The 21,359-nt window shown below is 42.9% G+C and carries 19 protein-coding genes; 12 read left to right on the top strand and 7 right to left on the bottom strand.

Translation table 11 applies throughout. The features are described 5' to 3' along the window. Window positions 1–15: 15 nt before the first annotated feature. Complete coding sequence (locus EIP89_RS05955) at window positions 16–1,050, top strand: ligase-associated DNA damage response exonuclease (RefSeq protein WP_218019337.1); 1,035 nt, start codon at window positions 16–18, stop codon at window positions 1,048–1,050. Here the strand turns inward: EIP89_RS05955 and EIP89_RS05950 are convergent. The 3 genes from EIP89_RS05950 to EIP89_RS05940 are packed head-to-tail and all read right to left on the bottom strand — an operon-like array spanning window position 1,022 to window position 3,160. Then, a complete protein-coding gene (locus tag EIP89_RS05950) occupies window positions 1,022–1,780 on the bottom strand; it encodes a LamG domain-containing protein (RefSeq protein ID WP_124397755.1) in 759 nt (252 codons plus the stop codon). The genes EIP89_RS05955 and EIP89_RS05950 overlap by 29 nt on opposite strands. Beyond that, window positions 1,777–2,394 (bottom strand): ribosome biogenesis GTP-binding protein YihA/YsxC, encoded by a 618-nt coding sequence (gene yihA / locus EIP89_RS05945; protein WP_124397754.1) that lies wholly within the window; start codon window positions 2,392–2,394, stop codon window positions 1,777–1,779. The genes EIP89_RS05950 and yihA overlap by 4 nt, the downstream gene beginning before the upstream one ends. After that, window positions 2,381–3,160 (bottom strand): alpha/beta fold hydrolase, encoded by a 780-nt coding sequence (locus EIP89_RS05940; RefSeq protein ID WP_124397753.1) that lies wholly within the window; start codon window positions 3,158–3,160, stop codon window positions 2,381–2,383. Before EIP89_RS05940 ends, yihA begins: the two co-directional genes overlap by 14 nt. A 192-nt stretch (window positions 3,161–3,352) precedes the next feature. Here EIP89_RS05940 and hemA point away from each other — a divergent pair, with 192 nt between their 5' ends. The 7 genes from hemA (at window position 3,353) to EIP89_RS05905 (ending at window position 11,025) form a co-directional block, all read left to right on the top strand. Beyond that, window positions 3,353–4,552, top strand: coding sequence for a glutamyl-tRNA reductase (gene hemA, locus EIP89_RS05935; protein ID WP_218019336.1), 1,200 nt, complete (start codon window positions 3,353–3,355; stop codon window positions 4,550–4,552). 611 nt (window positions 4,553–5,163) lie between these two features. Beyond that, a complete protein-coding gene (gene pgi, locus EIP89_RS05930; protein WP_124397751.1) occupies window positions 5,164–6,819 on the top strand; it encodes a glucose-6-phosphate isomerase in 1,656 nt (551 codons plus the stop codon). Window positions 6,820–6,882: 63 nt separating this feature from the next. Then, the gene (locus tag EIP89_RS05925) at window positions 6,883–7,506 is read left to right on the top strand and encodes an OmpH/Skp family outer membrane protein (RefSeq protein WP_124397750.1); all 624 of its coding nucleotides are present in this window, start codon (window positions 6,883–6,885) and stop codon (window positions 7,504–7,506) included. Between the two features lie 34 nt (window positions 7,507–7,540). Then, a complete protein-coding gene (locus EIP89_RS05920) occupies window positions 7,541–7,948 on the top strand; it encodes a hypothetical protein (RefSeq protein ID WP_124397749.1) in 408 nt (135 codons plus the stop codon). A gap of 96 nt (window positions 7,949–8,044) precedes the next feature. Beyond that, on the top strand, window positions 8,045–9,280 hold the full coding sequence (gene lysA, locus EIP89_RS05915; protein ID WP_124397748.1) for a diaminopimelate decarboxylase: 1,236 nt from the start codon (window positions 8,045–8,047) through the stop codon (window positions 9,278–9,280). A 12-nt stretch (window positions 9,281–9,292) separates the two neighbouring features. Then, window positions 9,293–9,769: a GNAT family N-acetyltransferase gene (locus EIP89_RS05910; RefSeq protein ID WP_124397747.1), complete on the top strand. Its 477-nt coding sequence runs from the start codon at window positions 9,293–9,295 to the stop codon at window positions 9,767–9,769. Continuing rightward, the gene (locus tag EIP89_RS05905) at window positions 9,766–11,025 is read left to right on the top strand and encodes an aspartate kinase (protein ID WP_124397746.1); all 1,260 of its coding nucleotides are present in this window, start codon (window positions 9,766–9,768) and stop codon (window positions 11,023–11,025) included. Before EIP89_RS05910 ends, EIP89_RS05905 begins: the two co-directional genes overlap by 4 nt. Window position 11,026: 1 nt before the next feature. Here the strand turns inward: EIP89_RS05905 and EIP89_RS05900 are convergent, their stop codons facing one another. After that, window positions 11,027–11,533 carry a hypothetical protein gene (locus tag EIP89_RS05900; protein ID WP_124397745.1) on the bottom strand — a complete coding sequence of 169 codons (507 nt, stop codon included), beginning with the start codon at window positions 11,531–11,533 and terminating at the stop codon, window positions 11,027–11,029. Window positions 11,534–11,678: 145 nt separating this feature from the next. Between EIP89_RS05900 and EIP89_RS05895 the strand changes: the two genes are divergently transcribed. The 4 genes from EIP89_RS05895 to EIP89_RS05880 all read left to right on the top strand — a co-directional run bounded on the left by EIP89_RS05895 (window position 11,679) and on the right by EIP89_RS05880 (window position 17,519). Beyond that, a complete protein-coding gene (locus EIP89_RS05895) occupies window positions 11,679–12,776 on the top strand; it encodes a Nif3-like dinuclear metal center hexameric protein (RefSeq protein ID WP_124397744.1) in 1,098 nt (365 codons plus the stop codon). Between the two features lie 6 nt (window positions 12,777–12,782). Further along, window positions 12,783–13,559: a zinc ribbon domain-containing protein gene (locus tag EIP89_RS05890; protein ID WP_124397743.1), complete on the top strand. Its 777-nt coding sequence runs from the start codon at window positions 12,783–12,785 to the stop codon at window positions 13,557–13,559. 38 nt (window positions 13,560–13,597) lie between these two features. Beyond that, window positions 13,598–15,070: a tetratricopeptide repeat protein gene (locus tag EIP89_RS05885; RefSeq protein WP_160160536.1), complete on the top strand. Its 1,473-nt coding sequence runs from the start codon at window positions 13,598–13,600 to the stop codon at window positions 15,068–15,070. A 442-nt stretch (window positions 15,071–15,512) separates the two neighbouring features. Beyond that, a complete protein-coding gene (locus tag EIP89_RS05880; protein WP_245966108.1) occupies window positions 15,513–17,519 on the top strand; it encodes an alpha-ketoacid dehydrogenase subunit alpha/beta in 2,007 nt (668 codons plus the stop codon). On the opposite strand, the gene EIP89_RS05875 is transcribed toward EIP89_RS05880, so the two are convergent. From EIP89_RS05875 to EIP89_RS05865, 3 genes are read right to left on the bottom strand one after another with little or no spacing between them, the layout of a single operon-like run. Beyond that, on the bottom strand, window positions 17,516–19,018 hold the full coding sequence (locus tag EIP89_RS05875; protein ID WP_124397740.1) for a glycosyltransferase family 2 protein: 1,503 nt from the start codon (window positions 19,016–19,018) through the stop codon (window positions 17,516–17,518). The genes EIP89_RS05880 and EIP89_RS05875 overlap by 4 nt on opposite strands. Next, complete coding sequence (locus tag EIP89_RS05870) at window positions 19,005–20,111, bottom strand: hypothetical protein (RefSeq protein ID WP_124397739.1); 1,107 nt, start codon at window positions 20,109–20,111, stop codon at window positions 19,005–19,007. Before EIP89_RS05870 ends, EIP89_RS05875 begins: the two co-directional genes overlap by 14 nt. Continuing rightward, complete coding sequence (locus tag EIP89_RS05865; RefSeq protein ID WP_124397738.1) at window positions 20,111–21,352, bottom strand: YaiO family outer membrane beta-barrel protein; 1,242 nt, start codon at window positions 21,350–21,352, stop codon at window positions 20,111–20,113. Before EIP89_RS05865 ends, EIP89_RS05870 begins: the two co-directional genes overlap by 1 nt. Between the last annotated feature and the right edge of the window lie 7 nt (window positions 21,353–21,359).

The following is a 21,359-nucleotide window of genomic DNA, read 5'->3' as shown; positions in this document are numbered from 1 at the left end:
ATGCCTATCTCTAAGTTGGAAAAAAACATATTGCAATTCACCTCTAAAGGTATTTATTGCCCAGAGGGCGATTTCTTCATCGATCCGTGGTGGCCAGTTGATAAAGCCATCATCACTCACGCGCACAGCGACCATGCACGCCGAGGCATGGCCAGCTACATCAGCACACCCATCACCGCTGCGCTGATGCGTGCGCGTATCTCTAATGACATAGAAGTACATGCATTGGAATATGGAGAGCCCATCTCAATTAATGGAGTACGTATAAGCTTACATCCTGCAGGACATATACCTGGCAGTGCACAGGTGCGAATCGAGAAAAATGGCTTTGTGTCGGTAGTAAGTGGAGATTATAAAGTTCAGGCTGATGGCATCTCCACACCTATCGAGCCAGTGCGTTGTCATGAATTTGTAACGGAGAGCACCTTTGGATTGCCAAGTTTTCGATGGGCAGCTCAAGAAAATGTGCTTCAAGACATACTAAAATGGTGGAGGACTAATGCAGAAGTTCAAAAAAACAGCGTACTTATTGCCTACGCACTTGGAAAAGCACAGCGACTTATTAAACCCCTATCGGCACATGGAAGAATCATTGTGCACGGAGCGGTGTATTCGATGAACCATGCACTTAATGAGGCAGGAGTCCAGGTGCCGCTCGGCGAACGCATCTCTGAAGTCAGCAATAAAAAAGATTTAAAGGGTGTGCTGGTAGTAGCACCTCCGTCGGCTATTGGCACTCCTTGGTTAAGGAGATTTCAGCCGTTTTCAATAGGAATTGCTTCGGGCTGGATGGCCATAAGGGGAATACGGCGACGCAGAGCGGCTGATGTGGGATTTGTGCTCTCTGATCACGCTGATTGGTCGGGCCTTTTAAGTACCATCCGAGAGACTGGAGCACATCGAATCTACGTGACGCATGGCTACTCCGACATTTTCGCTCGCTTTTTGTGCGAACTGGGTTACGATGCACACCAAGTGGAAACGCGCTTTACAGGCGAAGCTGAAGAAATTGATTTAACCGTTACTCAGGAAGATACTCAAAGCGATTGATAGTAAAAGAAAATCGATCGGCAGCTGTTCTTAGTAGAGGTGCTTGACCTCTAAAAAGCCACAAGTTAATGTGAACTCGAAAGTAGTCTGGCTGATGGGTGATGTTAGAAAAGCGCTGAAATGCTCGTACTTGCTGAATCGGAGGAATTTTCGGTGAAAATTTCCGGTCTAAATAGTAAAAGGCAACCTCGCCACGGGTCTTGTGAAGAATAAAGGTATGCACACGGCTTGTTTCTGACAGGGCAAATCGATGTACCTCTGGCTCTTCATTCACAGCATAATGTGCAAATTGCGCATTAAGATTCGACACATCGCCCCATTGCGAAATTTCTACATCGGATTCGTTGTAGTGATGATCGCGCGCTTCGTTGTAGGTAAACATGCCTGCTACCAGTTGTGGATAGAGATAGCGCACACTGCCCTCTATTTCAAAGAGATAAAGCCCATTTCTCAAAAGTTGAGTTGTAAAGAGCTCTGCACAGCTCCAAGAATCAGAGACAGGAGCTACTGTCAGTTGTAGAGCGTTTGATTTAGTAATTAAAACATTTTCGGCATGTAGTCCGAAATAATTAGGTCCAGGGCCTGCCAGTAGTTCTTTTATCTTAACTTGCCACTCATAGCCTGCCCAATGTATTAAAAGGCCCGATTGGTATTTTGTAATCAAAACAGGTTTTGCACCCTGAGCCAGCAGCAGCAAATAGATTGTTGCTATAGCGGCTCTGATACTCATTTCTGGCTTTTGAAAAACTGGTTGTATTGAACAATCTGTGTCAGTATTTCCTCACGACCCCTGCCACTAACTGATGAGGTAATGACTTGCGGAGGCATTGATTCCCAGAAGGCCAACATGGCCGTGCGGTACTGGATGAGGTTGGCCGTTAGCTCATTGTTGCTGAGCTTGTCAGTCTTTGTGAAAACTATCGTAAATGGCAGGTTATTTAAGGCCATCCACTCCATGAATTCAAGGTCGATCTTCTGCGGTTTTAATCTCGAATCGATCAAGACATACGTATTGACCAACGACTCGCGCTTGAGCAAATACTCTCGCACAAAGTCAGAGAATTTCTCGCGCATCGAATGCGATACCCTTGCATAACCGTAGCCGGGCAAATCCACAAGATACCAGCTGTCATTGATCAAAAAGTGATTGATTAATCGCGTTTTACCTGGTGTAGCTGAAGTTTTTGCCAGGTTCTTGCGCTGGCATATGGTATTGATGAGCGATGATTTACCCACATTGCTTCGGCCAATGAAGGCATATTCGGGCTTATCCGGTTTGGGGAGTTGTTTGAGGCTTTCGCTGCTTTTTACAAAGACAGCCGATGTAATTTTAGTGGTTTCCATCTTTTTTCACGACCTTCTGAAGCCAGCCGTCGAGTATTTTGTTAAATTCGGCAGGGCGCTCCATCATAGCCGCGTGTCCGCACTCAGGTATCCAATGGAGTTCACTGTTAGGTAGTAGCTCGTGAAACTTTCGCGCCACATCGGGCGGTGTCACCTGGTCATTTTCGCCCCAAATGATGCACACCGGCAGATGCATGTGCTCGAGGTCTTTAGACATATTGTGGCGAATGGCTGATTTTGAAATAGAAAGTGTCCGTAAGACCTTGTTTCTGTCATTTACAATGGCAAAAACCTCGTCGATGAGCTCTTTGGTAGCCACTTCTTTGTTATAAAAAACATCACGGGTCTTATTGGCCACATATTCATAATCGCCTCTGCGCGGAAAGGTATCGCCCATTGCATTTTCATATAGGCCTGAACTACCGGTAAGTACTAATGAGTGTACGAGCTCAGGATGATTTTTGGTGATAATCAAACTAATGTGACCCCCAAGTGAATTGCCAATTAAAGTAGCCGGACCTATACCTACTTTCTTGATGAACTTTACAACATGCTCGGCTAAAGAAGTAACATTCGTTGAAATAAGCGGAAGTGAATAAAGAGGCAGTTTTGGTATTAATACTCTGTATCCATTTTTGCTGAAATAATTAAAAACTTCATCAAAATTGCTCAGACCACCCATTAGTCCATGAAGCAGCACGAGCGGGTGGCCTTCGCCACCTTCGGCATATTCAAATTTACCTAGTGTCTTAAGTGTTACAGACATTTCGAGTTTTTAATTTTTAAGCCTGCAAAAATAGACGACTGAACATCAAAAAATGTAGTGCACGTGATAAGCATTAATTAGAATGATTTTAAATAGTTGATTTCATCAATTTTTGTGATAAATGTTAGAAAATAAAAAAATGAAGGGCTTTTAGCTTTGCCGCGTTAATTAGCGATGAAACCTGATTGGAGCATGAAGTATCTGGCCGAAGAGAAGGAATGTCAGGGTTTAAACGATTTCTTTGTTTTTGGCATAAATTACAACAAAGCTTCTGCAGAGATTAGAGGAAAATATGCCATAGATACGTCAACGGCTGAAACAATTTTAAATGCCGGCTCTACCATTGATGCCACTGACCTCATCCTTCTCAGTACCTGCAACCGCACTGAAGTGTATGGACTGGGAAATATGGAGGTTGTAATTCAAAAAGTATCAGAAGTAATCGGTCAGCCTGCTGATTCCTTTGAAAAGTATGGGTACAAGCTCAAGGCAAAGGCAGCTGTATTCCACCTCTTCAAAGTAGCTTCTGGACTCGACTCACAAATTCTCGGCGACTTCGAAATAGCCGGACAACTGAAGCAAGCCGCTAAGTTTTCTAAAAAGTTCGGAAGACTTAGTAATCTGACTGAGCGCCTTGTAAACTTCGCTTTGCAAGCATCAAAAGAAGTCAAATCAAAAACACAGCTCTCTAAAGGTACTGTATCGGCCTCTTACGCTGCGATCGAGCTGATTCAAGAGATTCACCCGCAGGCTGATAGCATTAAAATATTGCTCATCGGCTTAGGATTATTTGGTGAAAATGTAGGCAAAAACATTCGACACTACTTGCCAAATGCTCGACTTACTGTAGCCAACCGCACACTGATGAAGGCTGAGATGTTTGCACATCACCACCGCTGCTCATACCTTCCCTTCGAAAAGGTGGGCGAGGTTATAAATGCATATGACGTGGTGATTAATACAGCCGCAGTAGAAGCTGTATTAATCAAGCCAGAGCACGTGCAGAGAAACGGCATTGCCTTTCTCGACATGAGTGTGCCCGGTGGTATATCGCCTGATGTGCAACAGCTCGGCTGTACATACTACAACATTGATCACATCTCAGCTATACTCAACAAAACTCTTGCAGCCCGACAAGCCGAAGTGCCAAAGGCTTTAGATATCATTCAGTACCACATCAAAGAATTCGTGGAATGGCATAAGGTGTATTTGCAGCGTTGGTTGATCTATAGAGTTAAAGACCTTTTATTTGAATTAGATTGTGCAGAATCAACTGTGCCGAAGGAAAAAAAAGTACAAAATGCACTTAATCACTTGGTGGTAAACATTAAAAAAGATCCTTATAAAGGTTGCCATGTACTCGGCGCCATCAACGAATATTTGAAGAATTAATCCGATTGTGATGCAAAAGGCTGGAGCGTATTGTGAAATGCTGCTTCGGCTTTTTGTTTTTTAGATTAAAGACCCATAGACATCTAACTTAGTCTTTTTCCTCATATCTGAAAAATTCTTGTTTGTATTCACCGCCCCTAACATCGTTCTAAATCCAACGAATTAAACAGGGTGTGATTATCCCGCAGAACCTGAAGAAATACACAGAAAACGTTTGAGTTTGAGTTTTAGCTAATTTCTCTTTGTCCACGTAATTGGTTCTCAATAACATGCTGACGCACAGAGGAGGGGAAAATACCACATGATAATCGCTCATCAGATTTTGAAAGAGCAGTACATCTAGAAAATCCAAAACCAAATCCGCGCAAATCTGTGGACGTAGTTTTTTCGTTTTTATTTAAGTGTAGATTTAAAAAAGTGCATTTGCCGACTATTGCTAAATGAATTTGAGTATATGCCCCATAATTGTAGTGTTAGATGCATCCAAAGAGAAAAAAGAAATGCTTCTGAACGGTGGGTTTGCGATTGTGAAAAATGAGTGGCTGATGAAAGGTAGAATATTTCTTTGTAGGAGATTTTGAATACGAAGATTAACTAATTATATACTTGATATGAAAAATATTAATCCCTCTACCACGCAAGCATGGAAAGCACTGGAACAGCATGTGACCGATGCTAAAAAGTGGCATCTTCGAAAGCTTTTTACTGATGATGCAGAGCGGTTTAAACGATTTAGCATAGAATGGAATGGCTGGTTGTTTGATTTCTCAAAAAACATAATAACTGATACTACACTAAGCCTACTGGAGCAGCTCTTCGAAGAAGTGGGATGGAAAGATGCCATCAGTGCGCAATTCGGCGGAGAGCTCATCAATCGCACTGAAAAGCGTGCAGTATTTCACACAGCGCTTAGAAATCACTGGGGCAACCGGCCTTCGGTGACCGGCGGTAAAGATGTACGTGCGGATGTGCGTGCTGTGCTGGAGCGCATGAAAATTTTCAGCGAAGAGGTTCGCTCGGGCAAGTGGAAGGGTTTTACGGATAAGCCGATTACGGATGTGGTCAATATTGGCATTGGTGGTTCTGACCTTGGGCCACTGATGGTAACTGAGGCGCTAAAGGCGTATGGACATGAGCGCTTGCGGTTTCACTTTGTATCCAATGTTGATGGAGCTCACATCTGGGAGACGACGAAAAAACTGAAAGCTGAGACGACGCTTTTCATTATAGCTTCAAAGACTTTCACCACTCAAGAGACGATGGCCAATGCACTGACGGCACGACAGTGGTTTTACAGCCAAGGCGGAACACCAGCTGATGTGGCTAAGCACTTCGTAGCGGTATCAACCAATGCCAAGAAGGTAGCAGAGTTTGGCATCGATACAGCAAATATGTTTGAGTTTTGGGATTGGGTAGGTGGTCGCTATTCGGTTTGGAGTGCCATTGGCCTGCCTGTAATGCTGAGCATTGGCTACGAAGGTTTTATGGAATTTCTGCATGGAGCGTGGCTTATGGACGAGCACTTGCTGCAGGCACCGTTTCGCCAAAACATTCCAGCCCTAATGGCTGCCATTGGAATTTGGTATGTGAACTTTTTGGGAGCTGAAACAGAGGCCATATTGCCGTACGACCAATACCTACATCGATTTCCAGCCTACTTTCAGCAGGGAAATATGGAAAGTAACGGCAAGTCAATTGACAGAAATGGACAGCGCGTGACCTACCATACTGGGCCCATCATTTGGGGAGAGCCTGGCACCAATGGACAGCACGCTTTCTATCAGCTCATCCATCAGGGTACGAGATTGATTCCGTGCGATTTTATTGCCGGCATCCAACCTGTGGCTCCTTTTCCCGATCATCACTTGAAACTGCTTTCCAACTTCTTTGCTCAAACAGAAGCACTGATGAAGGGAAAAACAAGGGAAGAAGCTCTAGAAGAATTAATGAAAGATGGTATGCCAAAAGAAGAAGCAGAGCCACTCACACCATACAAAGTGTTTGAAGGAAATAAACCGACCACAAGCATTTTGTATCCAAAGCTAACTCCCAGAACATTAGGCAGCTTAATAGCTGTCTATGAGCACAAAATCTTCCTCCAAGGGGTGGTGTGGAACATCTACTCGTACGACCAGTGGGGAGTAGAGCTCGGCAAGCAACTGGCAAGTAAAATTTTACCAGAACTAGAAATGGGAGAAATCACCCAACCACACGATGGCTCTACGCTAGGACTCATAAATTTTTACCTGGCAAACCGAGAAAGCTAAAATTTTTGGAAAAATCCAAACTGAAATGTAGTAGGTTTGCGCCCCACCGAAAAACAGGATACGATGGACAACGTGTTTAAAGGAATCAGCGTTTTAGCTCTTGCGGGCGTTATACTGCTCTTTGCGCTCAGAGATACCCAATCAGCAGCGAAAACATCAGACAAAACCGATAACTCTGGTGCAGTACTGAAGAAAGATGCTGACGGAGCTGTAAACACTGGGTTGAAAATAGCCTACGTACGCATGGATTCCCTTGTAGCCAACTACGAGCACCACAAAGAGCTGAAGAAGCAACTCGAGCAAAAGTATAAATCCATGGAAGCCGATATGGCCCGTCGCACCAAAATCTTCGAAGAAAACTACCGAGAGCTGGAAAAAGAGGCTAAAAATCTGAGTCCAAGAGAATTGCAAGCTGCTGAAGCTGAACTCATGGCCAAACAGCAAGAACTAATGCGCTATCGCGATAGCCGCGCTCAGGAGCTACTGGCTGAAGAGGCTAAGCTAAATGCCTTAATTAAAAAGGACTTAGACGAAGTAATCGACGATTTGGCAAAAGAATTTGGCCTCGACCTGGTGCTCACGTACGATGCCGCTGGTACCATTTTATACGGAAAAGCCGATTACGACATTACGGCTGAGGTTGTGAAAAGGTTAAATGATCGATACGCTGCTAGCCGTAAAAAGTAGTTTTATACCTTTGCAATACGCAAGTTGAATCTACGTGAAGAAGGTTGGATACGTACTCTTAGGTGCTCTGCTGATCGCAACTGTTTACAGTTGCGAACCGGATGATTTTAACGTGAACGATCCTCGACTGAACTACATAGGCACTTGGGATGTAACTGAAAAGACGGGAGACTTTGCACCGCAATCGTACACCGTGTCAATTGACCTTGGCGAACTTGCTTCAAACCTGACCATCAGAGGTCTGTATGCGCAAGGTCCTACCTTCATTACAACTGCAATAGCAAATGGACGAAATCTGGAAATACCCGTGCAAACGCGTACCGGCCTGACCATAAGTGGCAGCGGTACTGCCAATGCAGACTATACAATGATCAACCTTCAGTTTAGTGTAAACGACGGAAGCTCAATCGACAACGTGACCGCTGAACTGAAGAAACGCTAGAGCCCCGACGAAAAACGGGGCAAAAGCCGGACATTCCTTTAGGGAATTTCCGGCTTTTTTATTGCGTTTTTATTTAACCAATTTAACTATCAGAAGATGAGTAAATTAAACCTCGAATCGACCACCACCGAAAAACTTCTACATCTAGGTGAAAAATACGGAACTCCCGTATTTGTGTACGATACCGATGTGATGGAACGGCAATATAGCCGACTTACCAAGGCCTTTGAGGGACAACACGTTAAGTTTAATTACGCCTGCAAAGCTCTTGGAAATCCCAACATCCTTCGGTTTTTCAAATCGCTCGGAGCAGGGCTTGACACCGTCTCGATCGAAGAGGTACACATCGGCCTCATGTCTGGATTTCAGCCAGATGACATCCTCTTTACGCCCAATTGCGTGGATTTAAATGAAATCATCCAGGCTGTAGAATTAGGTGTGAAAGTAAACATCGACAATCTTTCAATTCTCGAGCAATTCGGAAATCGCTACGGAAGCTCCGTTCCAGTATGCATACGCATCAATCCACACATACTAGCTGGCGGTCACCACAAGATTTCGACCGGACATATCGATTCGAAATTTGGAATATCCATTCACCAGAGCCGACATCTGCAGCGTATCGTAAAACACTACGGCATAAAAGTGAACGGGCTGCACATGCACACCGGTAGCGACATTTTAGATGTTGACGTCTTCTTGCGCGGAGCGCAGATACTGCTCGACCTGGCATTTGACTTTCCAGACTTGGAATACGTCGATTTTGGAAGCGGTTTTAAAGTGCCCTATAAGCCTGGTGAAAAGGGAACTAATGTGGAAGAACTTGGCGACAAAATGGGTGAAATGTTTGCCGAATTCTGTAAGAATTATGGCCGCGAACTATCCCTAGTATTTGAGCCAGGAAAATGGCTGGTAAGCGAAGCAGGGTACTTCTTAGTGCGAGTAAATGTGGTAAAACAAACCACGGCTACCGTATTTGCCGGAGTAAATTCAGGTTTCAATCACTTTATTCGGCCCATGCTTTACGATGCATATCACCACATTCTGAACCTGAGCAATCCCAACGGAATAGAACGCATCTACACCGTGGTGGGCTATATCTGCGAAACCGATACTTTTGCTTGGGACAGACCCCTGCCTGAAGTACGCGAAGGCGACATTCTTTGCTTTTTAAATGCCGGGGCATATCTCTACAGCATGTCGAGCAACTACAATGCTCGATTACGACCTGCTGAAGTCCTCCTGCACAACGGACAGGATTACCTCATCAGCCGTCGACAAACCTTAGATGATCTGCTGGCGACAGTAGTAAAAGGCGATTTGGAATTTTAAGTTAAAATTAAAATGACTGATAATAAAAACATTACAGTGAGAATGGCCGATGTAGACGACATAACCGATATTTATGAACTTATCGCCGAACTAGCTGAATACGAACACGCTGCAGATGAAGTAATCAATACTCCCGATCAGCTCCTGAAAGATTGGCAAAACGGCTACTTTAAAGCCTGGGTGGCTCAGCTGAATGGACAAACCATAGGAATGGCGCTCTGCTATGATCGCTACAGCACCTGGAAGGGACGCTGTCTTTATCTAGAAGACATCGTAGTAAAACAATCGCATCGCCGTAGTGGAGCCGGCAGTGCCCTCATGCAAGCACTTGTCAAGTACGCAACAGAAAATCGATACTATAGCATCAATTGGCAAGTACTTACCTGGAACGAGCCAGCCTTAAACTTTTACAAAAAGTGGAAGGCCGAAATCGATAAAGAATGGTGGAACGGCAGATTAATCGTGCATCAAAACCAACAAGAAAAATGAAAGTATTCAAATTTGGTGGAGCATCGGTAAAAGATGCTCAAGGCGTAAAAAACATAGCTCGCATCATACAGTTATTTGAAAACGATGGATTAATCATCGTGGTATCGGCTATGGGCAAAACCACCAACGCCTTAGAAGAGGTGGTTAGATCGCACTACTACGAACAGGGAGATTGGCAAGCCAAGCTCGATGAAATCAGGGCGTATCATCTATCCATTATGAGCGAACTCTTTGCGAATCCTCACCATATCGTTTATGAAGAGGTGGAGCATACTTTCTACCAACTGCGCCTAATCTGTCAGACAAAGCCCGAAGCCGATTACAACCTGGTATACGATAGGATCGTAAGCTATGGTGAAATCATCAGTACACGTATCGTAAGCGCTTATCTGAGCGATGTAGGGGTAGAAAACACCTGGCTCGATGCTCGTAAGCTGATTAAAACCGATCAAAACTATCGATTTGCCCGAGTGAACTGGAATTTCACAGAAATTTTGCTTCGTCAAGCTATTCGTAACCCTGAGAGCAGATATGTAGTTCAAGGCTTCATTGGCAGCGACGACAATTATCATGCCACCACCCTCGGTCGTGAAGGTAGTGACTACACTGCAGCCATAGTCGCCTACTGCCTCGATGCTGAGAGCGTAACTATCTGGAAGGACGTTCCAGGCGTGCTCAATGGCGATCCAAAAGTTTTTGAAAATACCGTGCTGCTGAACAAGATTAGCTTCTCTGAGGCCATTGAGCTAGCCTATTACGGTGCCTCGGTCATTCACCCAAAAACCATTCAGCCCCTTAAGCACAAGGGAATTCCCTTAATGGTAAAGTCATTTGTCGATCCACAATCGCCTGGCACTGTGATAGAGAATGGCAGCCCACTTGATCCGATGGTACCTTGTTATATCCGAAAGACCAATCAGGCGCTGCTCAATGTGCGGACTACGGACTTAGCCTTCATTGTTGAAGAGCATTTAAGTCAGATTTACGCTATGTTTCACAGGTATGGCATTAGAGTGAATTTGGCTCAAAACACAGCCACGAGCTCTACCTTTATCATTAATCACGATCCGGTAAACGTACCTCTGTTACTCGACTCCCTACGTAAATCCTTTGAAATCGATTATTCTGAAGGACTTGTTCTCTATACAATAAGGCATTACTCAGAGTCAGATATTAAAATTTTTCTGCAGAACAAAGACCCCCTTCTTCAGCAAACTACACCCACAGTGTATCAGTTAGCCGTGCGAGATGTGTGAATCATTTCACCATCTTGCGCAGCTCGCTGGCAAACCGATAAATAAGCAAAACCAACGGGAATAATAAAATTACCAAAACAATCGGTAACATGAATTTTGAAAGCATGAAATTGTCCTGCAAGGGTGTGTAAATAGTTTGGTAAGTTATGAGAAATCCAGACAGATTAATGATGAATTTAATGAGTATCAAAAATCGAATGCTGATGCGCAGTATATCTTCACTATTTTTTTTCTCGTCTTTTTTGAGCACAGAAAGCAGTTGATCTGGATTTTTTTGCAAGGCAGACAAGAGGAAATACAAAACTGCAGTAATCGATGGTAAAAAGAACAAATTCAATTTATGTCCTTCTCTTTCAAACGAACCCTTGAAACCAAAATTTAATTCGATAAATGCGGGTAATTTTGAGTAGGAAAGAGCTACGATGAAAAATGACATGATCAGAAAAGCAAGCGCCAAACTTTCAAATACGTATTCAAAAAGGACGGATTTGCTTTTTCTGACGAACATATTGTTAAATTTTACATGCTACAAAGAAAACTCTTTAAAAAGATTTCTGCAACATTCGCAAAATTTTTTATTTGTTAAGCATAATAATTAATGTTCTGGAGCAAGCTGTAATATTTTGATATACAAATATAAACTATCATAAAAGATGGAAACGGTAGGAAACATAGCAAAATACCTTGAAACTTTTGCCACTAACGACCTGAGTGAAGATTACGATAATACCGGCCTGTTGATAGGTGATCCTGGACAAGAGGTTAAAAATGCCTTGATAGCATTTGAAATTACTCATGAAGTAATTCAAGAGGCATTAAGTTTTGATTGTCAACTGATTATTACACATCATCCCCTCATCTTCAAGCCATTAAAAAAGATAAACAGACAGATAGAAGATCAGCGATTGGTGGCCGACCTCATTCGACATGGAATTTCGCATATAGCACTTCATACTAACGCTGACAACATTGTGCACGGTGTGAACAAGCAATTGGCAAAGAAATTAGGACTGCAAGATTTTAAAATATTAAAACCTGGTAAAGATCGCCTATACAGCGTGGTAGTTTTTATACCTGAGGAAGCCTTTAAACGCGTAGAAGCAGCCATGTTTGAAGCAGGCGCCGGACACATCGGCAACTACTCACATTGCGGATATTCTCTTTCGGGCACTGGTAGCTTTTTGCCATTAGAAAACGCTAAACCGGCCATAGGCGAAATACACCGCCTAGAGCGCGTTAACGAAAGGCGTTTAGAAGTAATTGTGCCAGGCCGAAAGCTCCGACAAGTAATAGCAGCCATGCTCGAAGCACACCCGTACGAAGAAGTCGCTCATTTTGTAATCCCCCTTCAAAACATTGATCCTGAATCAGGTGCCGGAGGCATAGGACAATTGCCAGAACCCATGGATTATGAGGACTTTGCACACGTAGTGAAACAAGCCTTAGGACTGGAATTTATCCGATCCTCGAAGCAGCACCCGGCAGTTGTAAAAAAAGTGGCATTCTGCGGAGGATCAGGTGCTTTCCTCATACCAGATGCTCGAAAAAGCGGAGCAGATGTATTTATAACCGGTGATGTAAAATACCACGACTTCTTTTTGGCTGATAGCTCATTTGGAATAATCGACGCCGGACACTACGAGACGGAAATAATGATAATCAATGAATTTGCAGAATTTTTAAAGAAAAAATTCAATACATTCGCAGTCCAAATTTCAAATGTTAAAACAAATCCAATAATCACCCTATAAAACGCTATGAGCCAAGAAGTTACAGTTGAAATGAAGCTTCGCGCACTGTATGATTTACAACTGATTGATTCAAGAATTGACAAGATAAAAGCCATACGTGGAGATCTACCCCTCGAAGTACAAGATTTAGAAGATGAAATCGAAGGACTCAACACACGTGTAGAAAAGTTGAATCAAGAAATTGCAGAGCTCGAAAACGATATAAAGTCCAAAAAGATTTTCATTAAAAGCTGTTTAGACAAAATCAACAAATACAAAGAGCAGCAAAAAAATGTGCGCAACAACCGTGAGTTCGAAACACTGTCAAAAGAAATCGAATATCAAGAACTCGACATCAAACTGGCAGAGAAGCGCATGAATGAAGCCAAAAACCGTATTGAAAGTAAATCTGCTCAAATACAAGATGCTAAAGAAAAAATAGCCGAGCTCACCTCGCACCTTGAGTACAAAAAACAAGAGCTCGAGTCGATTTTAGAAGAAACTTCTAAAGAAGAGGAAATTCTCCTTAAGAAGTCAGAAGAATTTGCTCAGATGATCGAGCCTCGCCTACTAGCTGCATACAAGCGCATCCGTGAGCGTATGAAAAACGGCCTTGCTGTAGTGCCAGTAGAACGCGGTGCATCAATGGGGTCATACTTTACCATCCCACCTCAGCGTCAGCTCGAAATTCAGTCGCGCAAAAAAATCATCATCGACGAGCACAGTGGTCGCATTTTAGTAGATTCTGAATTGGCTCGGGAAGAAGAAGAGAAAATCAACAAATTGATTGAATCGTTCCGATAAAATCTCAATAAAGAATGATTTTTGAAAACAGGGATTTCGTGTTGAAATCCCTTTTTTCTTTACTACTATCACTATCTATCAGTCTTTCGAAGGCAAGTTTTGCTTTTACCCCTCAAGTGCTCACTGCCCAGCAACAGACGTACAACTTGTTTTTGCGAGATGCGCGAAAGATGCTGGACGAAGAAGTTGTTTCTTCAGCTGACAATCGAGCAATTTATGCCGCTAGAGCTGCTCTGCTCTTCGCCGAAGCTACGGCCGCTGATGTGGACGAAATAACGAGAAAAAATATCGGTCTGCTGAAAAAGCTGCTTAAGGACATCGAATCTGATCGCGAACAATTCGTGCATCATTTTTTAGCGCGAATCGAAATTTACATCTACTCCGGAATGCTGCAGGTGCGATTAGACAATCGATTAAGAGCAGCCTCCGACTTTCTCTCGGCTTACAATCTTGCTAAAATAGCCTATAACCAATACCCAAAAGACGCTGTGGTACGCCTCGTTTGGGGCAATATGATAGCCACTATAGGCAGTTTGCCGCCTGAGTTGCGCAAGTATTTATCCATTATTGGCTATACAGGCGATGTACAAAAAGGCCTTCAACTCATGAAATCAGCGCATCGCACCATAGTACAACAACGTGAATACAAACCTTACCTCACCAAAGCTAATCTGCTCTATCTGATTACAGCTAAACAACTGATTGATAATGAGGATGTTTTACCTCAAAATGAAGGTATAAATCCAAATGAGAACTTTTGCACGGCAGTGGTGTGCGCTAAAGTGCTCATGGAACAAGGCTATAACGAAGCCGCATTAAACTTGCTCGAAACCAATAAGCCTAAAGCAGGACAGGTAAAATTGCATTATTATCATTTTCTGCTGGGTAAAGCACGACTTGCTGCTGGAAGGGCTGAAGCAGAGCAAAGCTTTTTTACATATCTAAAAGATTATCGAGGTAAACATCATATCAAGGCTACATACAAATTGTTAGCATGGCATTACTTGCTGAAAGATGAAACAGAAAAAGCCGATTCGCTGATGCGACGAATACCTCACGTCGGTCAGTCAATAATTGGCCCTGATCAACAGGCTGAGCGCGAAGCCAATGAACCCCTCAACAAGACGCTTATTAAAGCAAGAGTATTCTTCGACGGAGGATATCTGACAGAAGCTCTAGAGGTACTGCAAGCTGACTCTGCGTTAGACTGCTGTCAGACGGATGTAGAGAAAGCAGAGTATTATTACAGATTAGGTAGGATCTATCAAAAGCAAGGCTTGATCTATTTGGCCATCGATGCTTTTGAAAAAGCTGTCGAAGCAAACTCAGCATCTAGCTTTAGCAGAGCAAATGCCGCCTTACAAGCAGCGCTGCTTTACGAAAAAATCGGACAACGCGATAAGGCCAAGATCAACTTTCAAAAATGTTTGGCTATGAGGAATTTCCCGTATCAGGAAGGGTTACATCAGAAGGCTAAAGCTGGTCTTGAGAGAATAGATAGCTTGAAATGACAGATATACATTTTACAATAATGTATTCTATTAAAGTTTAAGTTGCTTCACCTTGAGTACTTAAAAAATTACATAGAACCAAAAAGAAAAACTTTAACTTTTCAATACCCTATCCAGATTATTACTCTCACTAACTATTTGTGTTTAATTTTTCAAAAAAATGCTTGGACCTGGATTTAAGTCCTTCTTATTAGATTTTAAAAAAATCGCTCTTACAATTTTTGAATTGTTTACATTTCAAAATGAAAAGTAATTGAGATTGTTGTATCTAAATTGGGCACTAACCACAGTGCTGGTAGCCTATCCAATATTTAGCTTTTAATACTTGCAAATTAAAAATAAAGTAAAATCAAGCAATAGGCACGTCGGATATTTGCGGCAGAAGTGAGTAACTACGATCATGAGTCTTTCAAAAAAAGTTTTGCTAAATGCATATAAGATCATGGCCACTGCAAGAGCCATGAGCGACCTATTTGAAGAGAAGCGCGACATCACAAGCAAATATGTACACGCTACAAGCCGTGGGCACGAGGCAGCGCAAATAGCGCTCGGCATGCACTTACTGCCAAAAGATTACTTAAGCCTATATTATCGCGACGATAGCGTGCTGCTCACCATCGGGATGTCGCCCTACGAATTAATGTTGCAATTACTTGCTAAAAAAGACGACCCCTTCTCTGGTGGACGCACCTACTACAGCCATCCGAGCCTTAAAGACCCGGATAAACCAAAAATACCCCACCAAAGCTCAGCTACTGGTATGCAGGCCATTCCCATCACTGGCTGCGCCATGGGACTTCGCTACAAGGAAGTGACGGGAATGATGACCGATGAAGAGAAAGGCGCAATTGCAGTATGCAGCATTGGCGATGCTGCGATGACGGAAGGAGAAGTGAGCGAAGCCCTGCAAATGGCCGTCCTTAAAAAGCTACCCATCCTCTATTTTGTGCAGGACAACGGCTGGGATATCTCAGCAACCGCGGCCGAAACACGCGCACAAGATGCCTATGAATACGCTCAAGGCTTCAAAGGCCTTGAGCGCGTAACAGCCGACGGCAGTCGATTTGACGAAATTTTCGAAGCCGTCGAGCGCGCAGTAGACATCGTGCGAAATGAACGCCGACCTGTATTACTACATACAGATGTTCCGCTGCTTGGACATCACACCTCAGGCGTTCGACGTGAAATGTATCGCGACGATCTACATTTTCACCAGCAGCGCGATCCCCTGCCCTACTTGCGAAACTTGTTAATGGCTACAGGGATTACTGAACAAGAAATTGTTGGCATTGATTCCATTGCGAAAAAAATTGTCATTGAGTCTTTTGAAAAGGCATTAAAAGCCGAAGAGCCCAATCCAGAAGACTTACACAGGCATTACTATGCACCCACGCCCATTACAAGAGAGGAAGGCGAACGTACACCTGCTGGCAAAGAAAGAGTCGTAATGGTTGACAGTGCCCTTTTTGCTGTGAGAGAATTGTTGGCAAAACATCCCGAAGCTCTGCTTTACGGGCAAGACGTAGGAAGGCGACTCGGCGGTGTCTTTCGCGAGGCAGCCACGCTGGCACAACAGTTTGGAGATGAGCGCGTGTTTAATACGCCGATACAAGAGGCTTTTATCATCGGAAGTACTGTAGGCATGTCAGCCGTCGGGCTAAAGCCAATTGTAGAAGTACAGTTTGCCGATTACATCTGGCCAGGATTAAATCAGCTCTTCACTGAGCTGTCGAGGTCGTATTTTTTAAGTAACGGCAAGTGGCCTGTGAGTGCGGTTATTCGAGTGCCCATTGGTGCTTATGGCAGCGGTGGTCCATACCATAGCTCGTCAGTAGAGAGCGTTTTGGCCAACATCAGAGGCATAAAAGTCGTTTATCCATCTACAGGAGCTGATTTAAAGGGACTGCTAAAATCAGCTTTTTACGATCCTAACCCAGTAGTAGTGCTCGAACACAAAGGCTTGTACTGGAGCAAGGTAAAAGGCACCGAAGATGCCAAAACAGTAGAACCCGACGAACATTACATAATTCCCATCGGAAAGGGTCGGATGGTGCATTTAATAGAACCATCTGACGATGCACCCACCTGCGTAGTAGTTACATACGGAATGGGCGTGTACTGGAGCAAAGAAGCGGCTAAAGCCTTTGCTGGTCAGGTAGAGATTTTAGATCTGAGAAGCATAGTACCGGTTGATTTTGAATTAATTCGCGAAAGAGTACAAATACACAACCGTTGTTTGGTCGTTACAGAAGAGGCTGTGAACAACTCCTTCGCTCAAGCTTTGGCAGGAAGGATTTCGGCAGAATGCTTTGAATATCTCGATGCACCTGTGCAGGTAGTAGGCAGTATAGAAACCCCAGCGATACCTCTTAACTCTGAACTAGAAGCTTACGTGCTACCCAATGCAAACAAGGTAAGGGCAGCAATCGAGAAACTGCTGAAGTACTAATTTACAGGTGTCAATCGACCCGTAGTTCCCGATACTCTGATCTGCTTTTCTCGAGTAGGTGCGTCATCGAAGCCCTTGCGCACCTGCTTACCCCAGGTAACCTTGCCTTCTATGAAGTAATCCCAGTTGCCTTTAAAAGCAGACCAAACAACTAGAAAGTGGAAAGACAAGGGCTCGAGAATACCTGTGAGAATCAATCGCCTTAAACCTTTAGCGTCCTTGTATTGGAAATAAGTTGTTTCCTCAATGTAAATAGTGATGATGGTAAAAACAATTGCAAAGCCTATTACCGTACTAAGAAACAAAAACAAATAAGTAGCTTGGAATAATCCTAAAAGTGCTAACAACAAAAGGGTACTCAATCCAAAAAATTCAATCAGAGGTGCCAACCATTCATAGAAAACCCAGTACGGATAGGCAATCATACCCAAAGACTTGTATTTGGGATTGAAAAAAAGCTTTCTGTGGGCGAGAATGGTTTCAATACTTCCTCTCGTCCAACGGTTTCGCTGCCTCAGGAACTGTCCAATTTTTTCAGGTACTTCAGTCCATACGAGAGGTTCAGGCACAAAGTACACTTTGTACTTAATGCCATTTTCACGGCAATATCGGCGCATGCGCACGGCTATTTCCATATCTTCACCCACGGTTTTGGTTGAGTAGCCTCCCGCAGCTATCATGATTTTTTTGTTAAATATTCCGAGGGCACCAGATATTAAAAGCAAGCCGTCGAGCTTTTGCCATGCAATGCGGCCAAGTAAAAATGCACGCAGATATTCTACGGTCTGAAAGCGGGCTAGCCAGTTTCTCGGTACATTTACTTTTTTAATCACGCCTTTGTCGATCACACAATCGTTGGCGATTCGCACTACCCCACCCGATGCTATGGCGAAGTTTTCCGGATCGTCGAGGATGGGATGAATCATTTTTAACAAACAATCGCGCTCCAATATGCAGTCCACATCGATGTTCATAATGTACTCTCCTGAAGCACAGTTGATTCCCGCATTGAGAGCGTCGGCTTTACCACCATTTTCCTTGTCGATTACCAACAAATTTTTAAGCACAGGATTTCTTGAACGGTATATTGCTCGAACGGGTTGGGTTTTAAGTGTATCGGGACTTGAAAATCGCACCGGCTCAAGATCGTAGGTTTCGATGACACGCTGTAGTGTATTGTCGGTTGAACCATCATTAACGATGATTACTTCGTAATCGCGGTATTCTAGCGAAAGCAAAGACCGAATGTTTTGCACAATAGTACGCTCTTCGTTGAAGGCAGGTGCCACAATGCTAATCATCGGAGCTTCAGGCGACTGCAGTATTGAGAGATAATTAATGCTTTTGGACGATTTCAAATGCCGGAATGCAAAACGTATCGAAAAAAAAGCAATGATCAAATACGAAAGCATTACCGATATGGTATATAAATAAATCAGAATATTAAAAATACCCAGGAGAATATCGAGCGTACTTAGCGCTGTATCAAATTCTTTCATCTAAAGAGTGTTCTATGATTTCACGTTGATAATCGGGAAAAGAATCCTTGATTTGATACAACAGATTTTTTTGACCGATTTTAATAAGAGCATTCGAAGCTTCTTTTACGATGAAATAATCATCAGACATGAGGCAATCGATCAAAAACAATTGGTCTGACTCATCGCCAAGCTCACCTATCGTCTTCAGCACTTCTACCTTCAGTTCAGTCGGGTAGTTTGGATAGTGCATTTTCACAACATCCAGCTCACTTTTTAAGCCGAGATGACTAATGGTTTTAAGGGCTTTTTTTACTATTTCAGTATTACTGTGGTCCAGTAGTTTTATTACGTGGTCTTTATCTTGAAATTGCATAAAGTTTTGAGTCACTTTCAAACCAAAAAGCACCACGCTATCGTTAGACGACTTAAGCCATTTTTCGGTTTGAGTAAAATGGCTGTATTGCATTTTAAGCAGCTGATTGAGCAACTGAATTTGCTGCCATTCCGACAACTGCGTTTTTAAAGTATCTAAAAATTGTAAACCTCTAAGTCCACCCAATTTGAGCACTACTACCTGTGCTTTATTGCGCACCAGTTCGTTTTCATAATCGGTATATTTCAATACTTCAAAGAGAAGTTCTTTAAGTTGTACATTTCCAATTTCTTCAATCACAGCGGCTTTAGTATCCCAATCGCCTTCGTGTAATTCTTTTACCAATAAGTCTTTCAAACCAGATTCTCTGTAGATTTGAGTAACTACTGCTAGTGAGTCGCCGTCGAGTTGTAACGCCATCGAAGTGAGCATCTCGCGCGTCGCATCGCGAGTTACAGTACTTTTAGGATTATCAATCAGTTTTTTAAGACCACTGATTTGTTCACTTCGCTTTTCTCGATCAGTTTGAAAAATTATATCTAAAATGATGTTTTCAAGAGTAGCTTTTATGCGTTTATATCTTCTTTCTTGCAAATCGCGTTCGGTACGAGTTTTAATCACCACAAAAAGTAAAATCAATGCAACAACAACTAATAGAAAAAGCGCAAGTAACAAAAACTTGTATTTTAATGGCTGATAGTTGTAAAGGCGAACAAAAAATTCAAAAACCGCATTCATTACAGTAAAATTAACAAACTACCTAAAAATCCATACACATCAAAAGGTGCGCGCGGGGAGGGATTTACTCTCTCATAATAGCCATTAATACGTATCAAAAGAGCCTTCTCAAGCCAGAATTGATAACCGGCAGAAAGCCGAAAAGCTCTGGTGAAAATTGTGCCTGCCAAATTAAAATCGAGGTATTCGCTTTCAGGCGATACTCCGTATCCCACCTTAAGGTCTATAAAATGGAGTGGATTATTTAAAAAGTATTTGTACGAAACCACCCCAGAAATATTTGCCCCAATATTTCTAAAAGGTGTGTAGATGAGTCGCGCACTTGCATAATTATTCCCCCAGTAACGCCCAGCCGAACCTGTAAAGCTGTGCAACTTAAGAGAGCCAAAATCCACATAACGCCAACCTAAAGAAAGCTCGATATTTCTTTGATTCACAAAAAATGGCTCGGCTGCTATGCGCCAATAGGGGAAAAGCACTCCATCCGAAAAACTTATCAATCCATAGAAATAATTATTTTTTCCAAATTTCGGATAAAACTCCACTTCGCCCATCCAAGAGCGAACGCCAAAACGCGAAGCCAGATGAGCTCGGGGTATGACGATGCCGAAATCAGATTTCGACTGATATTCTAGATAAAACTGATGTCGAGGCCAGGTAGGGTCTGCTCCGATCCAGAAGTACATATAGCCGCCCCCTGCAAGTTTGTAATTATCCGTTATTTTGTAGTGAAATTTAATATCGTTTAAAACAGTAGAATCTGCATTGGGCATTTTCAGTGCAGAGTCGGCCATTTCTGCACTAGCCTTATATCGCCTTTTTTCGTAAAGAAATTTAGCAGTATTTGTGATGAGCGCAGTAGCACTATCTGGAAATTGCTTTATGGCTAAAGCATTGTAGTAATTGTAACACGTACTATCTATTGAATAACAGGTGTTGATGCCTATTTTATAGAGTTGAAATTCATTAGGATACTTTGTGAGAAGAGTATCGAGCATTCTAAAGGTGGAATCATCCACTCCGTCCCAATACAAGTAATTTAAAAAAGCAAACTGGAGGTCTTGATAATTTGGATACTTTTTTACCTCTTCTCTTATAAGATTTCTAGCAACCTTAAAGTTTCTTAGTCTTGCTTCAGCGGCTGATACCTTTAATAGCGAATCTGGGTCAACTTTCTTGACCTGTGCAGAAGAATATGTGTACACTACAATTGCCATAAAGACAATCAGCCCTTTTTTCATTCATCGA

The sequence above is a fragment of the Thermaurantimonas aggregans genome, assembly GCF_003851885.1.
GTDB classification, from domain to species: domain Bacteria; phylum Bacteroidota; class Bacteroidia; order Flavobacteriales; family Schleiferiaceae; genus Thermaurantimonas; species Thermaurantimonas aggregans.
Note: the sequence above shows the minus strand (reverse complement) of the source record. Positions and strands in the feature narration are given on the sequence as shown.